Here is a 19,085-nt window from a genome sequence, read left to right on the forward strand (position 1 = left end):
ACTGTTCGTTACATATTTTCATACATTGTCTAGTATAAAAGACCTGATCCGTTTTCTATTATAGCTAAGAGTGGTAAAACAGAAAATACTTATTTCTTTATACCCTCCTTAATAACTTTTAATATAAAAGTATTGGAATGAACTAATTTTTCATTTTCTTATTTATTTGTGAATCCTAAATTTGATAGAAGTAAAAATCAATTCAACCATAATAAAAACCGCTCAGGGCGGTTTAGTTAAGAAGCATACGATCCTTTCCACTGCTCTACCATGGTTTGAGGGGCACTCCAGCAGACCCAGGATACAAGCACTTTATTTTCTTCAGATATCACCAACCAATATTCCAACCTTCTTTTATCGAGGTTTTGATAAAATCCTGTCTTAGTAATAAAGCGATCCATTCTTATATCCCTCCAGTTCATTAGTCTCTAAATAACATATTCGTCACCTAAATACAGAACCCTCTAAATTTTCAGAAAATGAATGTCTCAGTAACTACCAAAAAGTTCCTATATTAAGATTGTATATCATTCTTTACTCCTGAGCATTATATTAGTCAAGGAGGTGTACACAACATGGCAAACAACAATAGCTCAAACAATCTGGTAGTCCCTGGTGTACAACAGGCTTTAGATCAAATGAAGTACGAAATTGCTAGCGAATTCGGCGTTCAACTTGGCCCAGACTCCACTGCTCGCTCTAACGGTTCTGTTGGAGGAGAAATCACTAAGCGCCTTGTCCAAATGGCTGAACAGCAAATGGGCGGCGGAAGCTACTAATCACCAACTGCATAGTATGGATATAGAGGGCGGAGCAATCCGCCTTCTTCTTTATTCTCCAAGTAATGTTGAAGTTTGTACAGCATGTGCAATTAACTCCGAAAGATCACTTATTTGATCTTCATTAATTCGACGGTTAAATTCTAAAACAATGTGAGTCTTTAATTGTTCCTCATCCTCGTATGGGAAAGATATCGTTTGTCGGATAGCAGGTCGATAACCCCAAATACTTCGGATATCTTCTTCAATCTGTTCACAGTCCTCTGCATCGGATATCGCAACATCAAACAGAATTTTGATTTCACATCCTGCTTGAACATGCTCTAGCTTAAGCTGCTCCGCACTGAAATTAGCTAGATCAGCAAAAAGTTCGATCGTTACATTCACATGCTCATTTTCACTAAACTCTACTTGATACTTTCTTGAAAGAGAAGCTAAATCAACCAGATCTTTTCGATTGATGATCGAGATCTCACCATCAAGATCTCGATCATATAGCTCTCCCTCAAGAACTACTTTTACATTCTCATATATAGTTGGATCAAACATCATGTCCCCCTCCTTGCTTTCTCACTATATCATGAATAAAGGAGGGAAAAGTCATTAAGAATTAGCACGTGGATGTGATCGAGCAAATTGAATAAAGGTTTCTTCGTCTCCAATTTCGCCACAAGCCCCACATTGAACTCGTATACTTGGTCCTTTATAAACCATATGGAATGGATCAGCTTTCCCCTCTTCTATAATAGACATCACTTCTCCAGATTGAGGATCTAATTTAACTGAAGTCGCTTTTTGCTCAATTTTATTAAATCTCATTCGATTGGTTTTACATCTTGGGCACAAATACGCAGTCATAAACTCACTCCCTTTTTCTTTAGTGTTACTCAAAAAAAGGGAAATTTATTCATTTTAGTATGGTATGTGAAATTAACTTTTAAAAAACGAGTCTCAAGCTCGTTATGTTACTTGCTCAATTATTTTTTCAAGTACATATTCAACAGATTGGACACGCTCATTAAATTTCTTAGGTCCAGTATCCTTCTGCCACGCCACAACTGAAACCATTTCGATATTTTCGAATGTATTTTTTATTTGAATCGGATATAAATATTTAGGTTTGTTTTCCATTACCCATGCTCTTGCTAATGGCTCCCATACCTTCAAAATCTCAAGTGCTCGATCGGCAAAAGGTTTCACTTCTTCATAGAAGTTAACTTTGTACGTATCAAGATGTGTGCGAGTAGTATATTGAACCCTCGCTTCTTCATTTATTGTGATTAGCTGCTTTGTTAGCTTTAGTAATTTTTGTGTATCTTCCATTTCATTCACCCCTACTCCCTTATCCTACCATACTCACTGGTCACCAAACACATACAAAAACCTTATATCCATTTAGGACATAAGGTCAGAAGGGAACGTAAAGATCTCTAGAAACTGAATAAACTCATGATCCAGGGACGCTTGCCTTTGCCCGTCGACTGACCTACTGCCTCTTGTATTGAAGTATGATCCTCAAGCTCAGATAATTTTTCTTCTAATGAAGAAACTTTCTTTACTAGCTCTTCCAGTTCAGATCGATGCTGAAGAACTTGAACGGTGATAACCTCATTAGCTTTTTCATCCAACTGTCGCTCAAGCTGTTCCAGCCTTACTGAGAAGCGATCTAACCTTTGCTCAAACCGTTCCGGTGATACCATTGCTACTTTTGAATTGTTTTTACCAGCTGATTTAATTTTCTCCATTGAGTAACCCCTTCTTAAATCGTTTTTAATCGATTTTAGCTCCTCAAGTGTTTCATTAGAAAATAAAAAGTGGCCAAGTTCATTCTTCTCACATGATAGGTCAAAATACTTAACCCAACGCTGAACAGTAGTAGGGTTTACACCAAGTTCATCCGAAACTTGCTTTGTTTTTAATAACATGCAATCCCATCCCCTCTGTCATTCTCAGGCCTTCGCCTGTTAGTTTGTATACGTAATATTCGCCTTTCTTTTTTGTTTGCCTTCTCCGTTGACAAAACTAGTACGGTTTCGGCAAAGGTAGTGGTTTAATGCTAAAGGAAAAGGATTTCGACAATGAATAGGAATGTTTTTGTAACATCTGCTCAAACTAAAGTAAGGAGGTGTCAAAATAATGACCAAAAAGCAAAAACTTGATCAAACAAAACGTAAGGGTAAAACTGAGGAAGAAACTAGAACTGGATATGGAAATAAGAAAATGGAAGGACCAGATCGACCTTCCACTTAAAAGCAGGGCTATTTCCTGCTTTTTTGTATGAGCAGATTTTCCACTTCCATCGCAATTCTGATCTGACTTCTCTTTCTTTCATACCAATCTGAAATGAGAACTTTATCTGGTAATTCCGATTCAACTTTCATCATTTTTTTTACTAGTAATTGACCTCTAAACCAATCTTTCTTATCCTGTTGATGATGAGGAATAATTGGATAAACCTGTCTTAACATTGGTCCCTCTCTTCTTTTCCCCATGAACCTTTCATAATCGTAGCGTGATCCCGTTGGAGCAACTTTCATTGCAAAATGATAAAATGCACTAAAATAATTAGGATGAAAGAGGAGCTTAGCTAAGCTTTTTCCTAGCTTAATTCGGTTACGCGTATGACGAAAACCACTAACTGATAAACCAAATAGCTCTCCCCTCACTGTCGGAAAAAGAACTGTGCTAAAATGGAACCAATCTTGAACGGTGAATAGCAATGAATGAAATACCTTCTTAGCATATAAATGATGTTCCATAAGCGGTCCTTCAATCACGTGCTGCTCATTAATAATTAACGCCGTCATTAAACGATCCTGATCACCCAACTCAAGAAAAGTTTTCCATTCTTCTAACATAAAGCATGATATTCCAAGATCTCTACCAAAATGAAAGAAGGAAGTGTTTGCTTTCTTTCCTAGCTCATAGAGCAATAGCTGTGGGGCTGCATCTGCAAATATGATCCAATTTGCTCGTTCATATGCGAGGAATAACTTTATTAATTGCTCTTCCTTGATTGCCTTAGGAAACCATTCTCCTTGTAAGTCAGTCATACTCCAACCGGCATTTCTAGAAACCATTGCGGCGAGGAACGACCATTTTATTTCTGGATTCCGATTGAAAAATTCCTGATAAAATACGGTACGTGAAATATTGTCAATGTTCCATTTTTCTATCGCTTTTGTGATTGTTTTAGGGACGTTCTCCACAATTTTTTTCACCTGCTTGAAACATTTTTGTCGTACAACTCGTAATAAGTAAAGTAAAATAGATTCAGTGCACCTTTTATACAGAAAGGATGGTTAACGTGCCGATTCGATATCCGAACGGAAAGCCGTACGTCCCTTCGGCTCAGAATCAGCTAGCAAGTCAGAAACAAAAAACATACAGCAATCGCGGTATGACATTAGAGGAAGATATTAATCATAGTAATACGTATTATCTCTCAACAGGCAAAGCTGTTATACACAAAAAGCCTACGCCTGTTCAAATTGTTAACGTTGATTACCCCAAACGAAGCGCAGCCGTGATAAAGGAGGCCTACTTTAAGCAGGCATCTACAACTGATTATAATGGCGTATACAAAGGCAGATATGTGGATTTTGAAGCGAAGGAAACAAAAAACAAAACAGCTTTTCCATTAAGTAACTTTCATCAACATCAAATTGAACATATGAAACAAGTTCATGAGCATAACGGAATATGCTTTGTGCTTTTACGTTTTTCAATCACTGACGAAGTTTTCTTAATGGATGCCGCTATGCTCTTTTCCCACTGGGAAACAATGAAAAATGGTGGAAGAAAATCCATAAAAAAAGAAGAGATTGAAAAGCAGGGAACGCTTATTCCTTATACCTATCAACCGCGCATTGACTATATCAAAATTATTGATAAAATGTACTTCAGTTATTAAACAATTGGTTTTAATTCATAAAATGAAGGATTCATTCGAATCCTATTAACAGTACAGGCTTGAAAGGCAGGAATATTCATGAGTGAATATCAATCACGTCAAGAACGACGTAAATCAAATGACAAGAAAAAGAAGTCCCCGAAGAAAGCTGGGAAGAAAGGCATTTTCAAAAAAATCTTTCTAACCCTCGTTATTTTGTTTTTAGTTGGTTTAGTTGCTGGAGGAATCACCTCTATTGCTTATATCAACAATGCACCAGAGCTAGATCCAGAAAAGCTTACGAATCCACAGTCCTCCATCATACTGGATAAAAAGGATGAAGAAGTTCAAACTCTCGCAGGAACCGATGCAAGAGAAGTCGCTAAAATTGATGAGATTCCGGATATTCTAAAAAATGCTTTTGTCTCTGTTGAAGACACTCGTTTCTATGATCATTTTGGAATTGATCCACGAAGGATTGGCGGAGCTGTTCTTGCAAATATTACGCAAGGGTTTGGCGCCGAGGGTGCTAGTACGATTACACAACAGGTCATCAAGAACTCTCTCTTAACATCTGAAAAATCATTAGAACGAAAAGTTCAAGAAGCTTATCTATCCATTAAGCTTGAACAAGAATATTCAAAAGATCAGATCTTAGAAATGTATTTAAATAAAATTTATTTCGGTAATGGTGCATGGGGAGTTGTTGATGCAGCCGAAACTTATTTTGGCAAAAACATTACAGAAGAAGACTTAACACCTGGAGAGGCCGCACTACTAGCGGGACTTCCGCAGCGTCCTACCTACTATAATCCATATGAATACGCTGATCAGGCCGAACAGCGTAGAAATGTTGTTCTTAGCTTGATGGAAAAACAGGGCGTTATTACAGCTGAGGAAGCTGACAAATATCAAGCAGAAAAAGTTAGTGACATGGTTGTTGCATTAACAGAAGATAAAGAAACAGATCAATATAAAGTCTTCATGGATCAGGTTGTGAAAGAACTACGAGAACGTGATGATATTTCAGAAAAAGATATCTACTCAGGGGGACTTGAAATTTACACGACCCTTGATACGCGCGCTCAAGATATTACAACTGATGTCATCGCAAACTATCCTTATTCGAATGAAGATATGCGCTCAGGGCTTGTCCTGATGGATACTAAAACTGGTTCGATTAGAGCCATTGGTGAAACGCGTAAAGATGAGAACGTAATTACTTACGCAACGACAGGAAAGTTTCAGCCAGGATCAACAGCTAAACCGATTGTTGCTTATGGTCCTGCAATTGATACCGAGCAGTGGTCAACTGGCCGCTCCATTAAAGATGAGCCTCTAAAAATAGGTGACGCTAATATTCGTAACTGGGACCGCGAGTATCGTGGTCAAGTATCAATGAGACGTGCTCTCGAGATGTCTTATAACGTTCCGGCTGTTAACACCTTCCTTGAGATTGGTAAAGAACCTGCTCAAGAGTTTGCTAACAAGCTTGGTATGGATTTGAAAGATGAAGACATGGTACCTACTGCTGCTATCGGAACATTTAGCACCTCCCCCCTTCAAATGACTGGTGCTTATGCTGCTTTCGGTAACGGTGGAACGTATAATGAGCCTCACACGGTACGAAAAGTGGTCTTTCCTGACGGAAGAGAGATTAACATCGAACCTGAACCAGTAAAGGCAATGAATGATTACACAGCCTACATGGTTAGCGATATGCTTAAATCCGTCGTAAACGAAGGAACTGGAACAGATGCTAAAATTTCCGGTCTACCTGTCGCTGGTAAAACGGGTACGACAAACCATCCTCAAGAAGTCGTTCAATCACAAGGCTTCCCTACATCAGGTATTGTAAGAGATGCCTGGTTTGCTGGATATACTACGGAGTATTCCATGGCAGTATGGACAGGATTTAACGAACCAAATAAGCACTATTTAGATTCTAGCAAAGGCGAAGATGATACTTCCAAGCTCCTTTTCAAAGAAATTATGAGCCAAGTATCTGAAGGTATTAATACTGCCGACTTCCAGAAGCCCGACTCGGTCGTAGAGGTTGGCGTTGAGAAAAGCACTGGTCTATTGCCAAGTGACTACACGCCAAAGGATCAGATCGTCTATGAGCTATTTGTAAAAGGTAGTACGCCAGAAAAGACTTCTGATAAGTACAAACAACCAGACGGCGTCAAAGGACTTTCTGGAAAGTATAATGCTGACTCCAATAGCATTTCACTATCATGGCAGCCTGGTGAAGATAAGAGCTTCACTTATAAAGTGGAAATGGCTGTAAATGGTGGAGGTTATCAAGGGGTGACCGAAACAGGAGATACTGGATTTACGTTAGAAAATGCCCAAAAAGGTAGCGAATATAAATTTAAAGTAACAGCCGTTTCAGACTCAGGAGTATCAACGAAGCCGGCTGAAACATCCGTATCAGTTCCTAAAGAAGAAGAACAGGAACCTGAGGAGCCTACAGAAGAAGATACAAACGAAGATAGTGAAACACCGCCGGACGAAGGTAATGATGAAAATAGCGATGCTGGAGACGGAAACAGTGGTGACAATCAGGGAGAAGAAGAACCTCCAGCTGACGACCAAAGTGGCAACACTGATGAAAGTGGTAACGGAGGCCAGGATCAAGGAAACAATGGTTCTGGAGAAAATCCTGGTAACGGGTCTGGGAACGGGTCTGGGAACGGTTCTAGTGACGGTTCTGGATCTGGCAATGATTCTGGATCTGAGACTGATAATCCTGGTGACACAGGAAACACAGGTTCAAACGCTCCACCAGCCAGCACACCACCTAATGAGGAAGAATAGCTTTAAAGCCCAATCTGCAATGCAGATTGGGCTTTATTTATACTTATTTGATTTAAAGACTAACTAGTTCTGTTTATTAATTCATTGTAATAATACATAAAATCTATTTGCCTTTCCGAGCACGCTGTTTCATTCTCTTCTGTCCTTCTCGGCATAGCTCGAGAAGTGGACAAATTTCACATTGCGGAGATTGAGCTTTACAATGGTACCTTCCAAAGAAAATAAAACGATGGTGAGAAACGGACCACTCCTCTTCTGGAATTTTTCTCATGAGCGTCTTCTCAACTTCTAGAACGGAATCCTTCCATCTGCATATACCGAGCCTCTTGCTCACTCTCTCAACGTGGGTATCCACGGCGATCGCCGGAACATCAAAAGCTACTGAAGCAATGACGTTAGCCGTTTTTCTTCCAACACCTGAGAGCTCCATTAGCTCTTCCCTCGATTCAGGAAGAGAACCGCCATATTGTTCAACAACCGTTCTGGCAAGCTTTTTTATATTTTTTGCTTTATTTCGAAATAAGCCGATCCTTCTTATATCGTTCTCGAGTTCTTCTATGGGTACTTGAAGAAAGTCTTCAGGACCGTTATATTTTTCAAATAAACCAGGAGTAACTTTGTTTACTAATGCATCTGTACATTGAGCTGATAATACAACTGCAATAGCAAGCTCAAATGGAGTAGAATGATTCAATTCACAATGGGCATCTGGAAACATCTCTCCCATCGTATCAAGAACTGTTCTTATCTTGGCTTTCGTTAGCAAAAGTCCGTCTTCCTTTCTTATGTCTAGTATAGGCTTTAATTTGTTCATAAACAAAAAGCGGAAGCAACACTTCCGCTTTACATATGACCTATCTTCCAAGCCAGTTATATATAGGAGCACTCTGACCTGAATCTTTCTTCACATCAGGCTTAGCAGGTGCTTTTTTATCATATTGGTGCTTTCTAAACTTCTCTCCGTAGGAACGTGCCTGCTCTAATGTCTTAATGCCGTTTCGCTTCCATTCAAAGAGTATGCGGTCAATGTAGCGAAAGTTTAGCTTTCCAGCAAGAACAGCTTCTTTTAACGCCCCTTTAATTAACTCAGCATCATGCTTATCACCATCTATCCACATGGCAAGCGTCTCGCATTCAATGGGGGAAAGTGGCCTTGCAAATTCACGCTCAAACAACGTGTAAAGACTTTCTTCATTCTCATCGTTTTTCGCAGCAGCCTTCTCTGCTTCTTCTTGCTCGATCGCCTTAAAAATTCGCTCCCACAACGGGATTAGCGAATAGACTTCAGAATAATAATTCTTCGATTCATTCTGGTGTTCCTCGATCGTTAAAACACCTTTTTGCATAAGCTGCTGTATTTTATCTAGACAAGCTTGTGGTGAATATGTCATTGCTTGGGCAAGTTCCTCCGGTGTTGGAAAAGAATTCCCCTGTTCAATAAAACTGTGTAGTCTAATTAAAAAGAAGGCATCTTCTTCATGTAAACCAACGCTAACATAGTAATTGAGCAAGAGCCTTGGTACTGAAACATGACCTTCATTAATGATTTGAATGATGTGTTCCTTCTTCATCCCATCCACCTCTACCTTTCATTATAGCACGCCGGCATTTTGTGATGGGAGTAGAAAAATCTGGCTATGTACTTTCACGTACATACCATTTTTTCCTCTCATCTTCTAATCTTATCCATCTTCACTTCGTGAAATGCTTTAACCTACGGCTTTTTCATCAGATAAAGACGCTTCTTTCACATTGAAAGAAGCGTCAGCTTTGTTAGTTTATCACGGATATAGTCTATTTAAAAGACGTGGGAACGGAATTGTTTCACGCACATGTTCCACACCAGATAACCATGCCACAGTTCGTTCTAATCCAAGACCAAAACCAGAATGTGGAACAGAACCATAGCGGCGAAGTTCAAGATACCATTTATATGCATCGTCTGTAAGACCATGTTCTTCATATCGCTGCTCCATAAGTGCTAAATCATCAATTCTCTGACTACCTCCAATGATTTCACCATAACCTTCTGGAGCGATTAAATCAGCGCATAGAACAACTTCTTCACGCTCAGGATCAGGCTTCATATAGAACGCCTTAATGTCCTTAGGATAATTAGTAATGAACACTGGTTTCTCAAAGCTTTCAGCGATTGCAGTTTCATGAGGAGCACCAAAATCTTCGCCCCATTCAATATCTGTAAAGCCTTTATCTTTCAATAGCGTAATCGCATCATCATAGGAAATGCGAGGGAATGGCGCTTGAATCGCTTCTAGTTTCGAAACATCACGTTCAAGCGTTTTTAACTCAAGTTGACAATTATCTAATACAGATTTTACAAGGAAGCTAACATACTGCTCTTGAACTTCAAGACTTTCGTCATGATTCATAAATGCCATCTCAGGCTCAATCATCCAAAATTCGATTAAATGACGGCGCGTTTTTGATTTTTCAGCTCGGAATGTTGGACCAAAAGAAAAGACGCGTCCAAAAGCCATAGCTGCTGCTTCCATATAAAGTTGTCCACTCTGTGATAGATAAGCATCTTCTTCAAAATATTTTGTATGGAATAGATCTGTTGTACCTTCTGCAGAGCTCCCTGTTAGAATAGGCGGATCAATTTTAACGAAGTCATTTTCATTAAAGAATTGATAAGTTGCACGAATAATCTCATTTCGAATGCGAAGAATAGCGTTTTGGCGTCTAGAGCGAATCCAAAGGTGACGATTATCCATTAAGAATTCTGTACCATGCTCTTTTGGCGTAATTGGATAATCCACAGCTTCATGAATTAATTCAATGTTAGTAACAGTTAATTCATATCCTGATTGTGAACGATCATCTTCACGGACAACTCCTGTCACCCATACTGAAGATTCTTGAGTTAAATTCTTAGCAGCTTCCCATGCTTCTTCTGTTACTTCCTTCTTAACCATAACGCCTTGAATGAATCCCGTTCCGTCGCGAAGCTGAAGAAACTGGATCTTTCCGCTTGAACGTTTATTATGTAACCAGGCTCCAATTGTAACGGTTTGTTCAACCTGTTTATTTACGTTAGAAATCGTTGTTTTCACTTCTTATTTCCCTCCAACTAATTAGAAAAAATTGGCGCACATTCTTTATACAATAAGAGAATAGCGCCATGAATTAATTTGTTTAAATAGATGAATCTATTGTTCGGTTCTTATTATACCGATTATTTGACCATACAACAACTTGCTTAAACTGTCTGTTTCGTTTTAACAAATCGTTCAATTCGATTTATGGCTTCAAGAATCACCTCAAGTGATGTTGCATATGAAAGCCTAACATTATCAGGAGAACCAAAGCCGGATCCAGGTACAAGCGCTACTTTCTCTTCTTCAAGAAGGCCTTTTACAAACGCATCAACAGAATCAAAACCTGTCTTCTCTGCCGCTTCTTTAGCATTAGGGAAAAGATAGAATGCTCCTTGTGGCTTCACACATGTAAATCCAGGAATCGCATTTAATTGTTCATAAACGGTGTTTAATCTACCTTCAAATGCTTCTTTCATTTCACTAACAGGCTCCTGTGACCCTTCATACGCTGCTAGAGCTGCATATTGGGAAATGGAAGTTGGATTTGAAGTGGAATGGCTTGCAAGGTTTGTCATTGCTTTAATGATCTCTTTTCTCCCTGCAGCATAACCGATTCTCCACCCTGTCATGGAATGGGATTTGGATACTCCATTAATAATAATCGTTTGATCCTTCAATTCAGGTGAAAGCTGTGCGATAGAAGTATGTTCTGCTCCATCATACACAAGCTTTTCATAAATCTCATCAGAAACAATGAGAATGTCATGCTCTAAACAGAATGCACCTATTTGCTTAAGCTCTTCAGGTGTATAGATCGATCCTGTTGGATTAGAAGGAGAATTAATGATCACAGCTTTTGTATTGGACGTTACTGCTGCTTCAAGTTGAGAAATTGTCACTTTAAATGACTGTTCTTCTTTACCTTCTACATAAACGGGCTTGCCACCAGCAAGCTTAACTTGTTCAGGATAACTAACCCAGTAAGGTGTAGGAATAATAACCTCATCACCTTCATCTAGTATTACCTGGAACAATGTGTAGAGAGCATGCTTCGCTCCAGTACATACAATAATTTCATCAGCTTTGTACGTTATATTCTGATCTTCTTGGAATTTAGCGATAATACTTTCTTTTAGAGGAAGAATGCCTCCAGAAGGAGTATATTTTGTTAACCCTTCATCCATTGCTTTCTTCGCTGCTTCAAGAATGTGAGATGGTGTATTAAAATCTGGTTCACCTGCACCTAATGCGATAACGTCATGTCCTTCAGCCTTCAATGCTTTTGCTTTTGCAGTTATTTCAAGCGTAGCAGACGGTGTAAGAGCTGCTACACGTTTAGATAAATTCATTTCTCTTCCTCCCTTAATCACATTAACTTTGTTTTATTGAACGAGATCGCCAATATTCACCATTACTAAAATAATAATATGCAAATGTATAGCGGTTGTTGGTATCAATGAATGTGGCTTCCCATACAAGCACTTGCTTCTCTTCTTGATTGATTTCAATACCTGGTTTAATATTAATGACTTCTTGTGGAGAAAATTCTTCAGAAAGCTTCTTTTTGATGGCTTCTAACGTAACGCCGTCTTCTATTTTCTTTGTGACAAGCGCCCCATCCTTTCGTGGCACGAAAACATAAACCTGATCTCCATCTGCATCGCTACCTTTTAAGACAACATAAGCACTATTTGTACCATGATATTGAACCGCTTCATCAACTTTTTCTATCACCGATTCCGATTCAGCTCTCTCAATCGCTTTTTCTTCTAGCCGATCAGGTTGATCGGTTACGGAAGAATAAAATGAAATGCCTTGCCAGATCAAAACTGCTAAAATCACGCCTGCAATTATTCCTATTACTCGCATTCGCTCACCCTATTATGTACGATAGATTGTAAAAATCATCTGGTCCTGGTCTTCTTCATCAAGTGCAAGTCCAAACATTAAATCTTTTTCTTTTAAGGTGCGATTTAACGAATCAACAATTTTGTAAATATCGAGGGATTTACTAACCTTCACAGTCGACAATACTTCAATGTTGCTTTCCATTGCTGTCATCTCCCTATAGTATGTGTTTTAAGCTGCCAATCCTTTTATAGAGACGTTTTCTCACTCAGGGATAAATTTACTACTTATAGATGCAAAAAGGTGTGACAAACTATAAGTACCGTCAAAGACGGTGCACTATATCTGCTCCACTTCCAACAGTGCCTGCGCCTTGCGCAGGCTATTTTAGTGGGACGGTTTCATGCGATTCATTGATCCCTCATGGAGATATGAGACACTTTTTCTATAAGAATATAGGACGGCTTCTTTTCTATTCCTATTTTTAAATAAGTTACGGGATTTTGCAACAAATACTATGACGAATTTTCATCTAACTTCTTTAGTAGGAAGTGTGATAACGTCATAACGATCATGTTGCAACCTTAGGGTTACGCTTCCGATTCGGTATGGGTAATAGACATCAGTCCAGCTTTCACTTAACCGTTCAAGCACTGATTCACTTACATCAATGTTATTGTGACGAAAAATCACGGCCATTTGTGGATCGATGGCGTTCAATAATTCGGTTGAAGTTCCATTACCTGATCCGAAATTCGCAACTTTCAATACCTCTACTGCTCTCCCGGAAGACGCGATCTCTTCCTCAAGTTCGAGATTCGTTTCTCCCATCAGTAGTAAATCCTGACTTCCTAAGGATAGCACAAATGTTACAGAACCCGCCTTAGATATGTTTATAATTTCGACATCAACGCCATCCATCAGTGTAAGCTTTTGATTTATCTTTAAGTTAGTCTTTTGAAGATGAGTTGGTATCTTCGTAAGAAATGCCTTTTCTGCTTGATCAGATAAAAATACTTCGTCTATATCAAAATATTTGAGCAATGCAGTGAAGTTTCCCGTATAAGCTTCCTCAGCATTCGTAAGCCAAACTTTTCTCAGCTCCTTCACCTGGTACATCTGTAGTCGATTCATTAGCTCTTTTTCGGAAAGGCTACTCCCTGTATTAATCAGAATTGCCTCTCCATCTGATCCTTGTATCAAAACCGCTTCTCCAATTGATAGATCAAGAAAAGTTACGGCTACTTCGTGGTGCTTAAGGTGTAAGTCAACAGATTGGATAGCTGCGTCAGCACCCGGGCAAGCCAAACTAAAAAAAAGGAAGCTCGCACTAAGTAAAAGTAATTTCTTCATCACAAAACCCTCCTGTAGAATTAGTTTGTGATGAAGTGGAGCTTTATAACCAGAGATCTAATTCATTTACTAATTCTTCCGTTGTCCCTTTCATAAGAGGAACGTCAGGGAGTGACTTTACAAATGAACGACCGTATCTTGTAGAAATGATTCTGCGGTCAAATACAAACACAGCTCCTCGATCTCGCTGTGATCGTACAAGCCGACCAAAACCTTGTTTGAATCGAATGATTGCTTCAGGTAGAGAAAGTTCCATAAATGGATTTCCACCTGACTGCTTCAATTGCTCTGATCTAGCCTGAAAAACGGGATTATCTGGTGGTGAAAATGGAAGACGAACAATGATAAGGCAGCTTAAGTCTTCGCCTGGTATATCTACGCCCTCCCAGAAGCTGCTTGTACCAAACAGAATCGCTTCTTCACTTTCCTTGAAATTCTTCGTAAGCCTTACTCTACTTCCACTATCTACGCCCTGACTGATCAAAGTTAACTCGTCATGAACAATGAGTTCCTTCATACGGTGGTGAGCTTTTTTGAGCATATCATAAGATGTAAAGAGAACGAGCATTCTCCCTCGAGTCACGCGGGCAATTCGAAGAATCGCTTCTGTAATATGGTCTACAAACTGATTGTCCGATACATCTTTAATCATTGGTAAATCAGTCGGAATCATTAGCCTTGCCTGTTCACTATAATCAAATGGAGAATGATATTGGTGAATAAGTGGCCCAAACTCCTCTAATCCAAGTCTGTTAATAATGAAATCAAACGAATTTCTGACAGTTAGCGTTGCAGAGGTAAGCAAAATACTCTTTTTCTTTCCAAAATAGTCGCTTGATAGTAATGAACCTACCTCAACAGGTCTACTAAACAAAAAGGCTGAATTTAATGAGCCCTTCGGATCAATCTCCACCCACTTCACATCATTTTCGCTTTCGTTTAGTAAGAGGTAATCTACTTTTGAAAGTTCCTCCAAAACAGAAGCATGAATTCCTTTAAAATCAGCTGAAGTGTTCAATTGCTCTCTTGTGAGTTCATCTTCTTTTAAATCAAGTTCTTTTTCTACCTTCTTTAAACCTTTATCCAAATCTTTCAAGTAGAACACTAATCGATGAGCTGCTTCTTGAATAGCTTCCCATGTAGGACCGTTTTCATCAGAAATACGATAGCTTAATCGACCAATTTCATTCGAACGACGAGTGTTTTTCTGAACGTAACGGTGAAGCATGCGAAAAAGCTCATCTACATCTCCAAGAATCGTCTTCACATAAGCATCAATTTCCCTTTTGGTTTCATCTATTTCAATTTCAAGGTTTTTGAGGATACTAATTACCTTTCCGTAAATGCCATCACCATCTTTTAATCCCATCCGAACAAACCCTTGTAGAATAGAAAAGTAATCCGTTTTAATACCGAAGAATTCTGTAGCAATATCTTCTAGATGATGGGCTTCATCAATTACTGCCTGTTGATAAGCGGGTAATAATTGATGGTCGTTAATTAAATCACTAAATAATAAAGCGTGATTTGTGATGATTAAATCAGCATTCATCGCAAAGCGCTTTCTTCGATGGTAAAAATCACGGGAGAACCACGGAGAACGGTGGTTTGCAGATACAGCGGCATCGCTTTTCACCTGTTGCCAAAAAAGCTTGCCTCCACTAGAGAGATTTAATTCCTCCACATCCCCATAATCTGTTTCTAGCAACCATACGAGAATTTGAGCTTTCGTTAAAATCGTATCATAATTATCTTCTTCTACATGATGAAGCTGCTGTTCAAATCGCGTTAAATCCAAATAATGACTTCTGCCTTTAATAATCGTGGCTCTAAAAGGGAACGGCAAAATATCACGAAGAAACGGTAGGTCTCTTTGTAATAGCTGTTCTTGTAGTTGGATTGTATGCGTACTGACAACAACAGGCTTACCTGTATTTTTGGCATGAACAACCCCAGGTAATAAATACCCTAAAGATTTTCCTATACCCGTCCCAGCTTCAATCAAAATGTGCTGATTTGTTTCAAAAGCTTCTGAAACCTGCTTCATCATGTCACTTTGACCTTCTCGCACTTCAAAACCGGGGATAATCTTAGACATTTTTTCCTCAAATTCATTTTGGGCATCATGGAACGCGATACGCTTCTGAAGTGACTCAACTTCGTCTACTTGCTCTTGTAATTTAATCGCTATATCCCGAAACACTTCAAAATTGCCTTCAGGCTCAATCCGTCTCTGCTTATCTTGAATAAGCTCATGAAGGACTACTTCTATATCACTATAAAGCCGAGTTGAAAGCTCCTCGAGCTGCGTTAACGTTACGAGCGGTAAATCATCCATCTTATCAAATAGATAAAGCAAAAGTTCCGCTGTTACCTCCGCATCACTATCTGCTTGATGCGGATTATCATGCTGGATTTCTAAAAACTCTGCTAGTGAAGATAATTTATAGGCCTCTGCTGTAGGCAAGAGGATTCGTGCAAGTTCTACTGTATCGAGCGTTGGTCCAGTAAAAGCCTCATATCCACTTGAATCAAGCTGTGCATTCATGAAATTAAGATCAAATCGAACATTGTGCGCAACAAAATAAGCACCGTCAAGACGTTTAAGAAGTTCAGGTGCGACTTCTTCAAATAGTGGCGCATCTTTAAGATCTTCATCCGTTATCCCTGTCAGCTGCTGAATAAATAACGGTAGTGGTTTTTCAGGATTAACAAACGAAGCATATCGGTCAACGATCGTGTCATCCTCTACAACAGCAAGTCCAATTTGAATAATGCGATCCCCGTTTTTGGGGGAATTACCGGTTGTTTCAAAATCTATAATTGTATATCGATTCATACGTTTTCACCTCAGTTGCTTAAACCGTTCAAGCGGTCACCTTACTAACTTTATCATTTTTTCTATGGAACGGAAAATAATTTCTTATAAGCTGAGATAAGAATCCACGAAAATGCGATAGATTCGATTGTGAGGATATGATTTGAAAGGAGTAAAACTAGGATGGCCATTCAAAAAAAAAGCCCTGGACCAAAGTCCAGAGCGTAGGTATTTATAATATAGTCGCCTCAGGCTCTACCCCAATCATATCGATGATCGTATTGTGCTCGTCCATAATCGCAACACGAGGCGTAAAGTTTCTGGCTTCTTCTTCACTCATCATGCCATAAGCGACAATGATGACGACATCGCCCTCTTGAACAAGACGAGCTGCAGCACCATTCAAACAAACTACACCTGACCCTCTTGCCCCAGGAATAATATACGTTTCCAACCTTGCACCATTATTATTATTAACGATTTGAACTTTCTCATTCGGTAGCATACCAACCGCTTCGATAATATCTTCATCTATTGTGATGCTTCCTACATAGTTCAAATTTGCTTCTGTCACACGTGCTCGATGAATTTTCCCCTTCAACATTGTTAGAAACATGTTCTACACTCCTATCGCTATTTCGCTTTTTAGCGCTACAATATTATCAATTAGCCTTGCAGCAGAGAATTGAACGGCAACCGCTATGATAACGTCTTCTGTTATCACATCTACCTTCTCTAATGCAGGGTAGGCTAACACTTCTACATAATCAATACTTCCAGAAGTTTCGCTTAAGTAAGTTGAAACGATATCTTTAATTCGTTCCGGATTTATTTCGCCATCACTAAGTGCTTTTGAAGCAGCACTTAAACTTCGTGAAAGTTGAATGGCTTCTTTCCGCTCGGTCGGTGTTAAATACACATTCCTTGAACTTTTGGCAAGCCCATCCTTCTCTCTAATGATAGGACAAGGGACAATCTCAACAGGTACATTAAAGTCATCGACAAGCCCTTTTATCACAGCTACTTGTTGAGCATCCTTCATACCAAAATAAGCTCGATCAGGTAGTGTAATTTGCAACAATTTCAAAACGACTGTAGCTACGCCATCAAAATGGCCAGGTCTAGATTCACCACATAATGTATTAACACGTTCTTGAACGGTTAGCTTTGTCGTACGCTCCTTCGGATACATTTCCGTTACACCAGGATAGAATAAAACATCTACTCCTGCCTGACTAGCTAGTTCTTCATCTCGCTTTAGGTCTCGGGGATAGCGATCAAAGTCTTCATTCGGACCGAATTGAAGTGGATTTACAAACACACTCATGATAACGCAATCATTTTGCTTCACAGCTTCTCCCACAAGGCTCATATGCCCTTCATGAAGATAACCCATGGTTGGTACAAACCCAATCTTCTGACCTGATCTCATCGCTTGTTTTGAGAATGATTGCATTTCGTTAATAGTCTTTATAATCTTCATAGCCTTGTTCCTCCATACACTCCTGAAAGTTGCTCCTCTTTCATATTAAATGAATGTTTTTGTTCGGGAAAATGACTTCCTTTTACATCAGAAACGTATTGTTCAACAGCTTTATGAATTAAGTTGGACACGTTAACATATTGCTTGACGAACTTAGGTACATGACCAGAACCATATCCGATCAAATCATGATAAACGAGTACCTGGCCATCAGCTTTGACCCCTGCTCCAATCCCTATTACTGGAATAGAAAGCTCGCTAGACACAATTTCAGTCAGCTGTTGCGGCACACATTCAAGTACTAGGGCAAATGCTCCAGCTTCTTCAACAGCTTTCGCTTCTTTTACTAATAATCCGGCACTTTCTGACTCTTTTGCCTGTACTTTATATCCCCCAAGAACACCTACTGATTGCGGAGTTAATCCTAAATGCCCCATCACTGGCACTCCAGCTGAAGTTAACTTTTGAATATGATAGATAACTTCTCCACCACCTTCAAGTTTAACAGCGTGAGCTCCTGCTTCTTGAAGTAATCGACCAGCATGAGAAAGCGTTTCAGAAACGCTGCTATGATAAGTGAGAAACGGTAAATCTGTAACGATAAAAGTATTTGGGGCGCCTCGCTTAACCGCTTTTGTATGAAGGACCATATCATCCATCGTTACTGGAATAGTTGAGTCATAGCCGAGCGCCACCATTCCAAGTGAATCACCGACTAATAACAAATCAATATGAGCTTCTTCTACTAACTTAGCTGAGGGATAATCATATGCCGTAAGCATAGCAATTGGTTCGTGATTTGCTTTCATTTTTCTAAAATCACTCGTTGTTTTCATATCTTTTCCTCCTTTATTCAGAGGAATACCGCACAAAAAAACTCCTGAAATGGAATTGCAGCAGACAGGGGTATCCCATCAGTCTATGACAACATAGACTAGCTGCAACGCTCCATCTTCAGGAGGTTACTGTATCGGTCTCATCCCTCTGTCCCAGTCCATATGGATCAAGGCAGATTATTTTTTTGAAGTTACGA

Annotated in this window: 20 protein-coding genes; 3 read left to right on the top strand and 17 right to left on the bottom strand. The window is 39.3% G+C overall.

Going from position 1 to position 19,085, the window contains the following annotated elements; all coding sequences use genetic code 11:
* Positions 1–236 precede the first annotated feature (236 nt).
* Positions 237–401 (bottom strand): hypothetical protein, encoded by a 165-nt coding sequence (locus IQ283_RS20375; protein ID WP_194221881.1) that lies wholly within the window; start codon positions 399–401, stop codon positions 237–239.
* 174 nt (positions 402–575) lie between these two features.
* On the opposite strand from IQ283_RS20375, the gene IQ283_RS20380 reads away from it, so the two are divergent.
* Positions 576–779, top strand: a complete 204-nt coding sequence (locus IQ283_RS20380) for an alpha/beta-type small acid-soluble spore protein (RefSeq protein ID WP_098443926.1) — start codon at positions 576–578, stop codon at positions 777–779.
* Between the two features lie 51 nt (positions 780–830).
* Here IQ283_RS20380 and IQ283_RS20385 read toward each other — a convergent pair whose 3' ends face one another.
* The 5 genes from IQ283_RS20385 to IQ283_RS20405 all read right to left on the bottom strand — a co-directional run bounded on the left by IQ283_RS20385 (position 831) and on the right by IQ283_RS20405 (position 3,988).
* A complete protein-coding gene (locus IQ283_RS20385) occupies positions 831–1,328 on the bottom strand; it encodes a hypothetical protein (RefSeq protein ID WP_194221882.1) in 498 nt (165 codons plus the stop codon).
* Between the two features lie 54 nt (positions 1,329–1,382).
* Positions 1,383–1,637 (bottom strand): DNA alkylation repair protein, encoded by a 255-nt coding sequence (locus IQ283_RS20390; protein WP_194221883.1) that lies wholly within the window; start codon positions 1,635–1,637, stop codon positions 1,383–1,385.
* A gap of 102 nt (positions 1,638–1,739) precedes the next feature.
* Positions 1,740–2,102 carry a YppE family protein gene (locus tag IQ283_RS20395; protein ID WP_194221884.1) on the bottom strand — a complete coding sequence of 121 codons (363 nt, stop codon included), beginning with the start codon at positions 2,100–2,102 and terminating at the stop codon, positions 1,740–1,742.
* Between the two features lie 107 nt (positions 2,103–2,209).
* Positions 2,210–2,704, bottom strand: a complete 495-nt coding sequence (locus IQ283_RS20400) for a MerR family transcriptional regulator (RefSeq protein WP_194221885.1) — start codon at positions 2,702–2,704, stop codon at positions 2,210–2,212.
* Between the two features lie 333 nt (positions 2,705–3,037).
* Positions 3,038–3,988: a DUF2515 family protein gene (locus IQ283_RS20405; protein ID WP_242057402.1), complete on the bottom strand. Its 951-nt coding sequence runs from the start codon at positions 3,986–3,988 to the stop codon at positions 3,038–3,040.
* A gap of 98 nt (positions 3,989–4,086) precedes the next feature.
* Between IQ283_RS20405 and recU the strand changes: the two genes are divergently transcribed.
* Complete coding sequence (gene recU / locus IQ283_RS20410) at positions 4,087–4,692, top strand: Holliday junction resolvase RecU (protein ID WP_194221886.1); 606 nt, start codon at positions 4,087–4,089, stop codon at positions 4,690–4,692.
* A 78-nt stretch (positions 4,693–4,770) separates the two neighbouring features.
* Positions 4,771–7,491 carry a PBP1A family penicillin-binding protein gene (locus tag IQ283_RS20415; protein ID WP_194221887.1) on the top strand — a complete coding sequence of 907 codons (2,721 nt, stop codon included), beginning with the start codon at positions 4,771–4,773 and terminating at the stop codon, positions 7,489–7,491.
* A gap of 103 nt (positions 7,492–7,594) precedes the next feature.
* Here the strand turns inward: IQ283_RS20415 and nth are convergent, their stop codons facing one another.
* The 11 genes from nth to panB form a co-directional block, all read right to left on the bottom strand.
* The gene (gene nth / locus IQ283_RS20420; protein ID WP_194221888.1) at positions 7,595–8,257 is read right to left on the bottom strand and encodes an endonuclease III; all 663 of its coding nucleotides are present in this window, start codon (positions 8,255–8,257) and stop codon (positions 7,595–7,597) included.
* Positions 8,258–8,345: 88 nt separating this feature from the next.
* On the bottom strand, positions 8,346–9,062 hold the full coding sequence (locus tag IQ283_RS20425; protein WP_194221889.1) for a DnaD domain-containing protein: 717 nt from the start codon (positions 9,060–9,062) through the stop codon (positions 8,346–8,348).
* A 210-nt stretch (positions 9,063–9,272) separates the two neighbouring features.
* Positions 9,273–10,565, bottom strand: coding sequence for an asparagine--tRNA ligase (gene asnS / locus IQ283_RS20430; protein WP_194221890.1), 1,293 nt, complete (start codon positions 10,563–10,565; stop codon positions 9,273–9,275).
* A 146-nt stretch (positions 10,566–10,711) separates the two neighbouring features.
* Entirely contained in the window at positions 10,712–11,899 is a 1,188-nt protein-coding gene (locus IQ283_RS20435; protein ID WP_194221891.1) for a pyridoxal phosphate-dependent aminotransferase, read from the bottom strand.
* A 22-nt stretch (positions 11,900–11,921) separates the two neighbouring features.
* Positions 11,922–12,419 (bottom strand): DUF5590 domain-containing protein, encoded by a 498-nt coding sequence (locus IQ283_RS20440; RefSeq protein WP_194221892.1) that lies wholly within the window; start codon positions 12,417–12,419, stop codon positions 11,922–11,924.
* 12 nt (positions 12,420–12,431) lie between these two features.
* Positions 12,432–12,602 carry a YpmA family protein gene (locus tag IQ283_RS20445; protein ID WP_098443938.1) on the bottom strand — a complete coding sequence of 57 codons (171 nt, stop codon included), beginning with the start codon at positions 12,600–12,602 and terminating at the stop codon, positions 12,432–12,434.
* A 324-nt stretch (positions 12,603–12,926) separates the two neighbouring features.
* Complete coding sequence (locus IQ283_RS20450; RefSeq protein ID WP_194221893.1) at positions 12,927–13,751, bottom strand: ComEC/Rec2 family competence protein; 825 nt, start codon at positions 13,749–13,751, stop codon at positions 12,927–12,929.
* A 43-nt stretch (positions 13,752–13,794) separates the two neighbouring features.
* Positions 13,795–16,590 (bottom strand): ATP-dependent DNA helicase DinG, encoded by a 2,796-nt coding sequence (dinG, locus tag IQ283_RS20455; RefSeq protein WP_194221894.1) that lies wholly within the window; start codon positions 16,588–16,590, stop codon positions 13,795–13,797.
* 211 nt (positions 16,591–16,801) lie between these two features.
* On the bottom strand, positions 16,802–17,185 hold the full coding sequence (panD, locus tag IQ283_RS20460; protein ID WP_194221895.1) for an aspartate 1-decarboxylase: 384 nt from the start codon (positions 17,183–17,185) through the stop codon (positions 16,802–16,804).
* Positions 17,186–17,188: 3 nt separating this feature from the next.
* A complete protein-coding gene (panC, locus tag IQ283_RS20465) occupies positions 17,189–18,052 on the bottom strand; it encodes a pantoate--beta-alanine ligase (protein ID WP_194221896.1) in 864 nt (287 codons plus the stop codon).
* Complete coding sequence (panB, locus tag IQ283_RS20470) at positions 18,049–18,888, bottom strand: 3-methyl-2-oxobutanoate hydroxymethyltransferase (protein WP_194221897.1); 840 nt, start codon at positions 18,886–18,888, stop codon at positions 18,049–18,051. Before panB ends, panC begins: the two co-directional genes overlap by 4 nt.
* Positions 18,889–19,085: the final 197 nt, after the last annotated feature.

This window comes from Pseudalkalibacillus hwajinpoensis, assembly GCF_015234585.1.
Lineage (GTDB): Bacteria > Bacillota > Bacilli > Bacillales > Guptibacillaceae > Guptibacillus > Guptibacillus hwajinpoensis_B.

Coding starts and splice junctions, on each gene's coding strand:
- dinG (WP_194221894.1), bottom strand. CDS start 16,590: ATGAATCGATATACAATTATAGATTTTGAAACAACCGGTAATTCCCCC.
- IQ283_RS20400 (WP_194221885.1), bottom strand. CDS start 2,704: ATGTTATTAAAAACAAAGCAAGTTTCGGATGAACTTGGTGTAAACCCT.
- panB (WP_194221897.1), bottom strand. CDS start 18,888: ATGAAAACAACGAGTGATTTTAGAAAAATGAAAGCAAATCACGAACCA.
- panC (WP_194221896.1), bottom strand. CDS start 18,052: ATGAAGATTATAAAGACTATTAACGAAATGCAATCATTCTCAAAACAA.
- panD (WP_194221895.1), bottom strand. CDS start 17,185: ATGTTTCTAACAATGTTGAAGGGGAAAATTCATCGAGCACGTGTGACA.
- IQ283_RS20415 (WP_194221887.1), top strand. CDS start 4,771: ATGAGTGAATATCAATCACGTCAAGAACGACGTAAATCAAATGACAAG.
- IQ283_RS20385 (WP_194221882.1), bottom strand. CDS start 1,328: ATGTTTGATCCAACTATATATGAGAATGTAAAAGTAGTTCTTGAGGGA.
- IQ283_RS20390 (WP_194221883.1), bottom strand. CDS start 1,637: ATGACTGCGTATTTGTGCCCAAGATGTAAAACCAATCGAATGAGATTT.
- IQ283_RS20450 (WP_194221893.1), bottom strand. CDS start 13,751: ATGAAGAAATTACTTTTACTTAGTGCGAGCTTCCTTTTTTTTAGTTTG.
- IQ283_RS20445 (WP_098443938.1), bottom strand. CDS start 12,602: ATGGAAAGCAACATTGAAGTATTGTCGACTGTGAAGGTTAGTAAATCC.
- IQ283_RS20440 (WP_194221892.1), bottom strand. CDS start 12,419: ATGCGAGTAATAGGAATAATTGCAGGCGTGATTTTAGCAGTTTTGATC.
- IQ283_RS20375 (WP_194221881.1), bottom strand. CDS start 401: ATGGATCGCTTTATTACTAAGACAGGATTTTATCAAAACCTCGATAAA.
- IQ283_RS20435 (WP_194221891.1), bottom strand. CDS start 11,899: ATGAATTTATCTAAACGTGTAGCAGCTCTTACACCGTCTGCTACGCTT.
- IQ283_RS20395 (WP_194221884.1), bottom strand. CDS start 2,102: ATGGAAGATACACAAAAATTACTAAAGCTAACAAAGCAGCTAATCACA.
- IQ283_RS20380 (WP_098443926.1), top strand. CDS start 576: ATGGCAAACAACAATAGCTCAAACAATCTGGTAGTCCCTGGTGTACAA.
- IQ283_RS20425 (WP_194221889.1), bottom strand. CDS start 9,062: ATGAAGAAGGAACACATCATTCAAATCATTAATGAAGGTCATGTTTCA.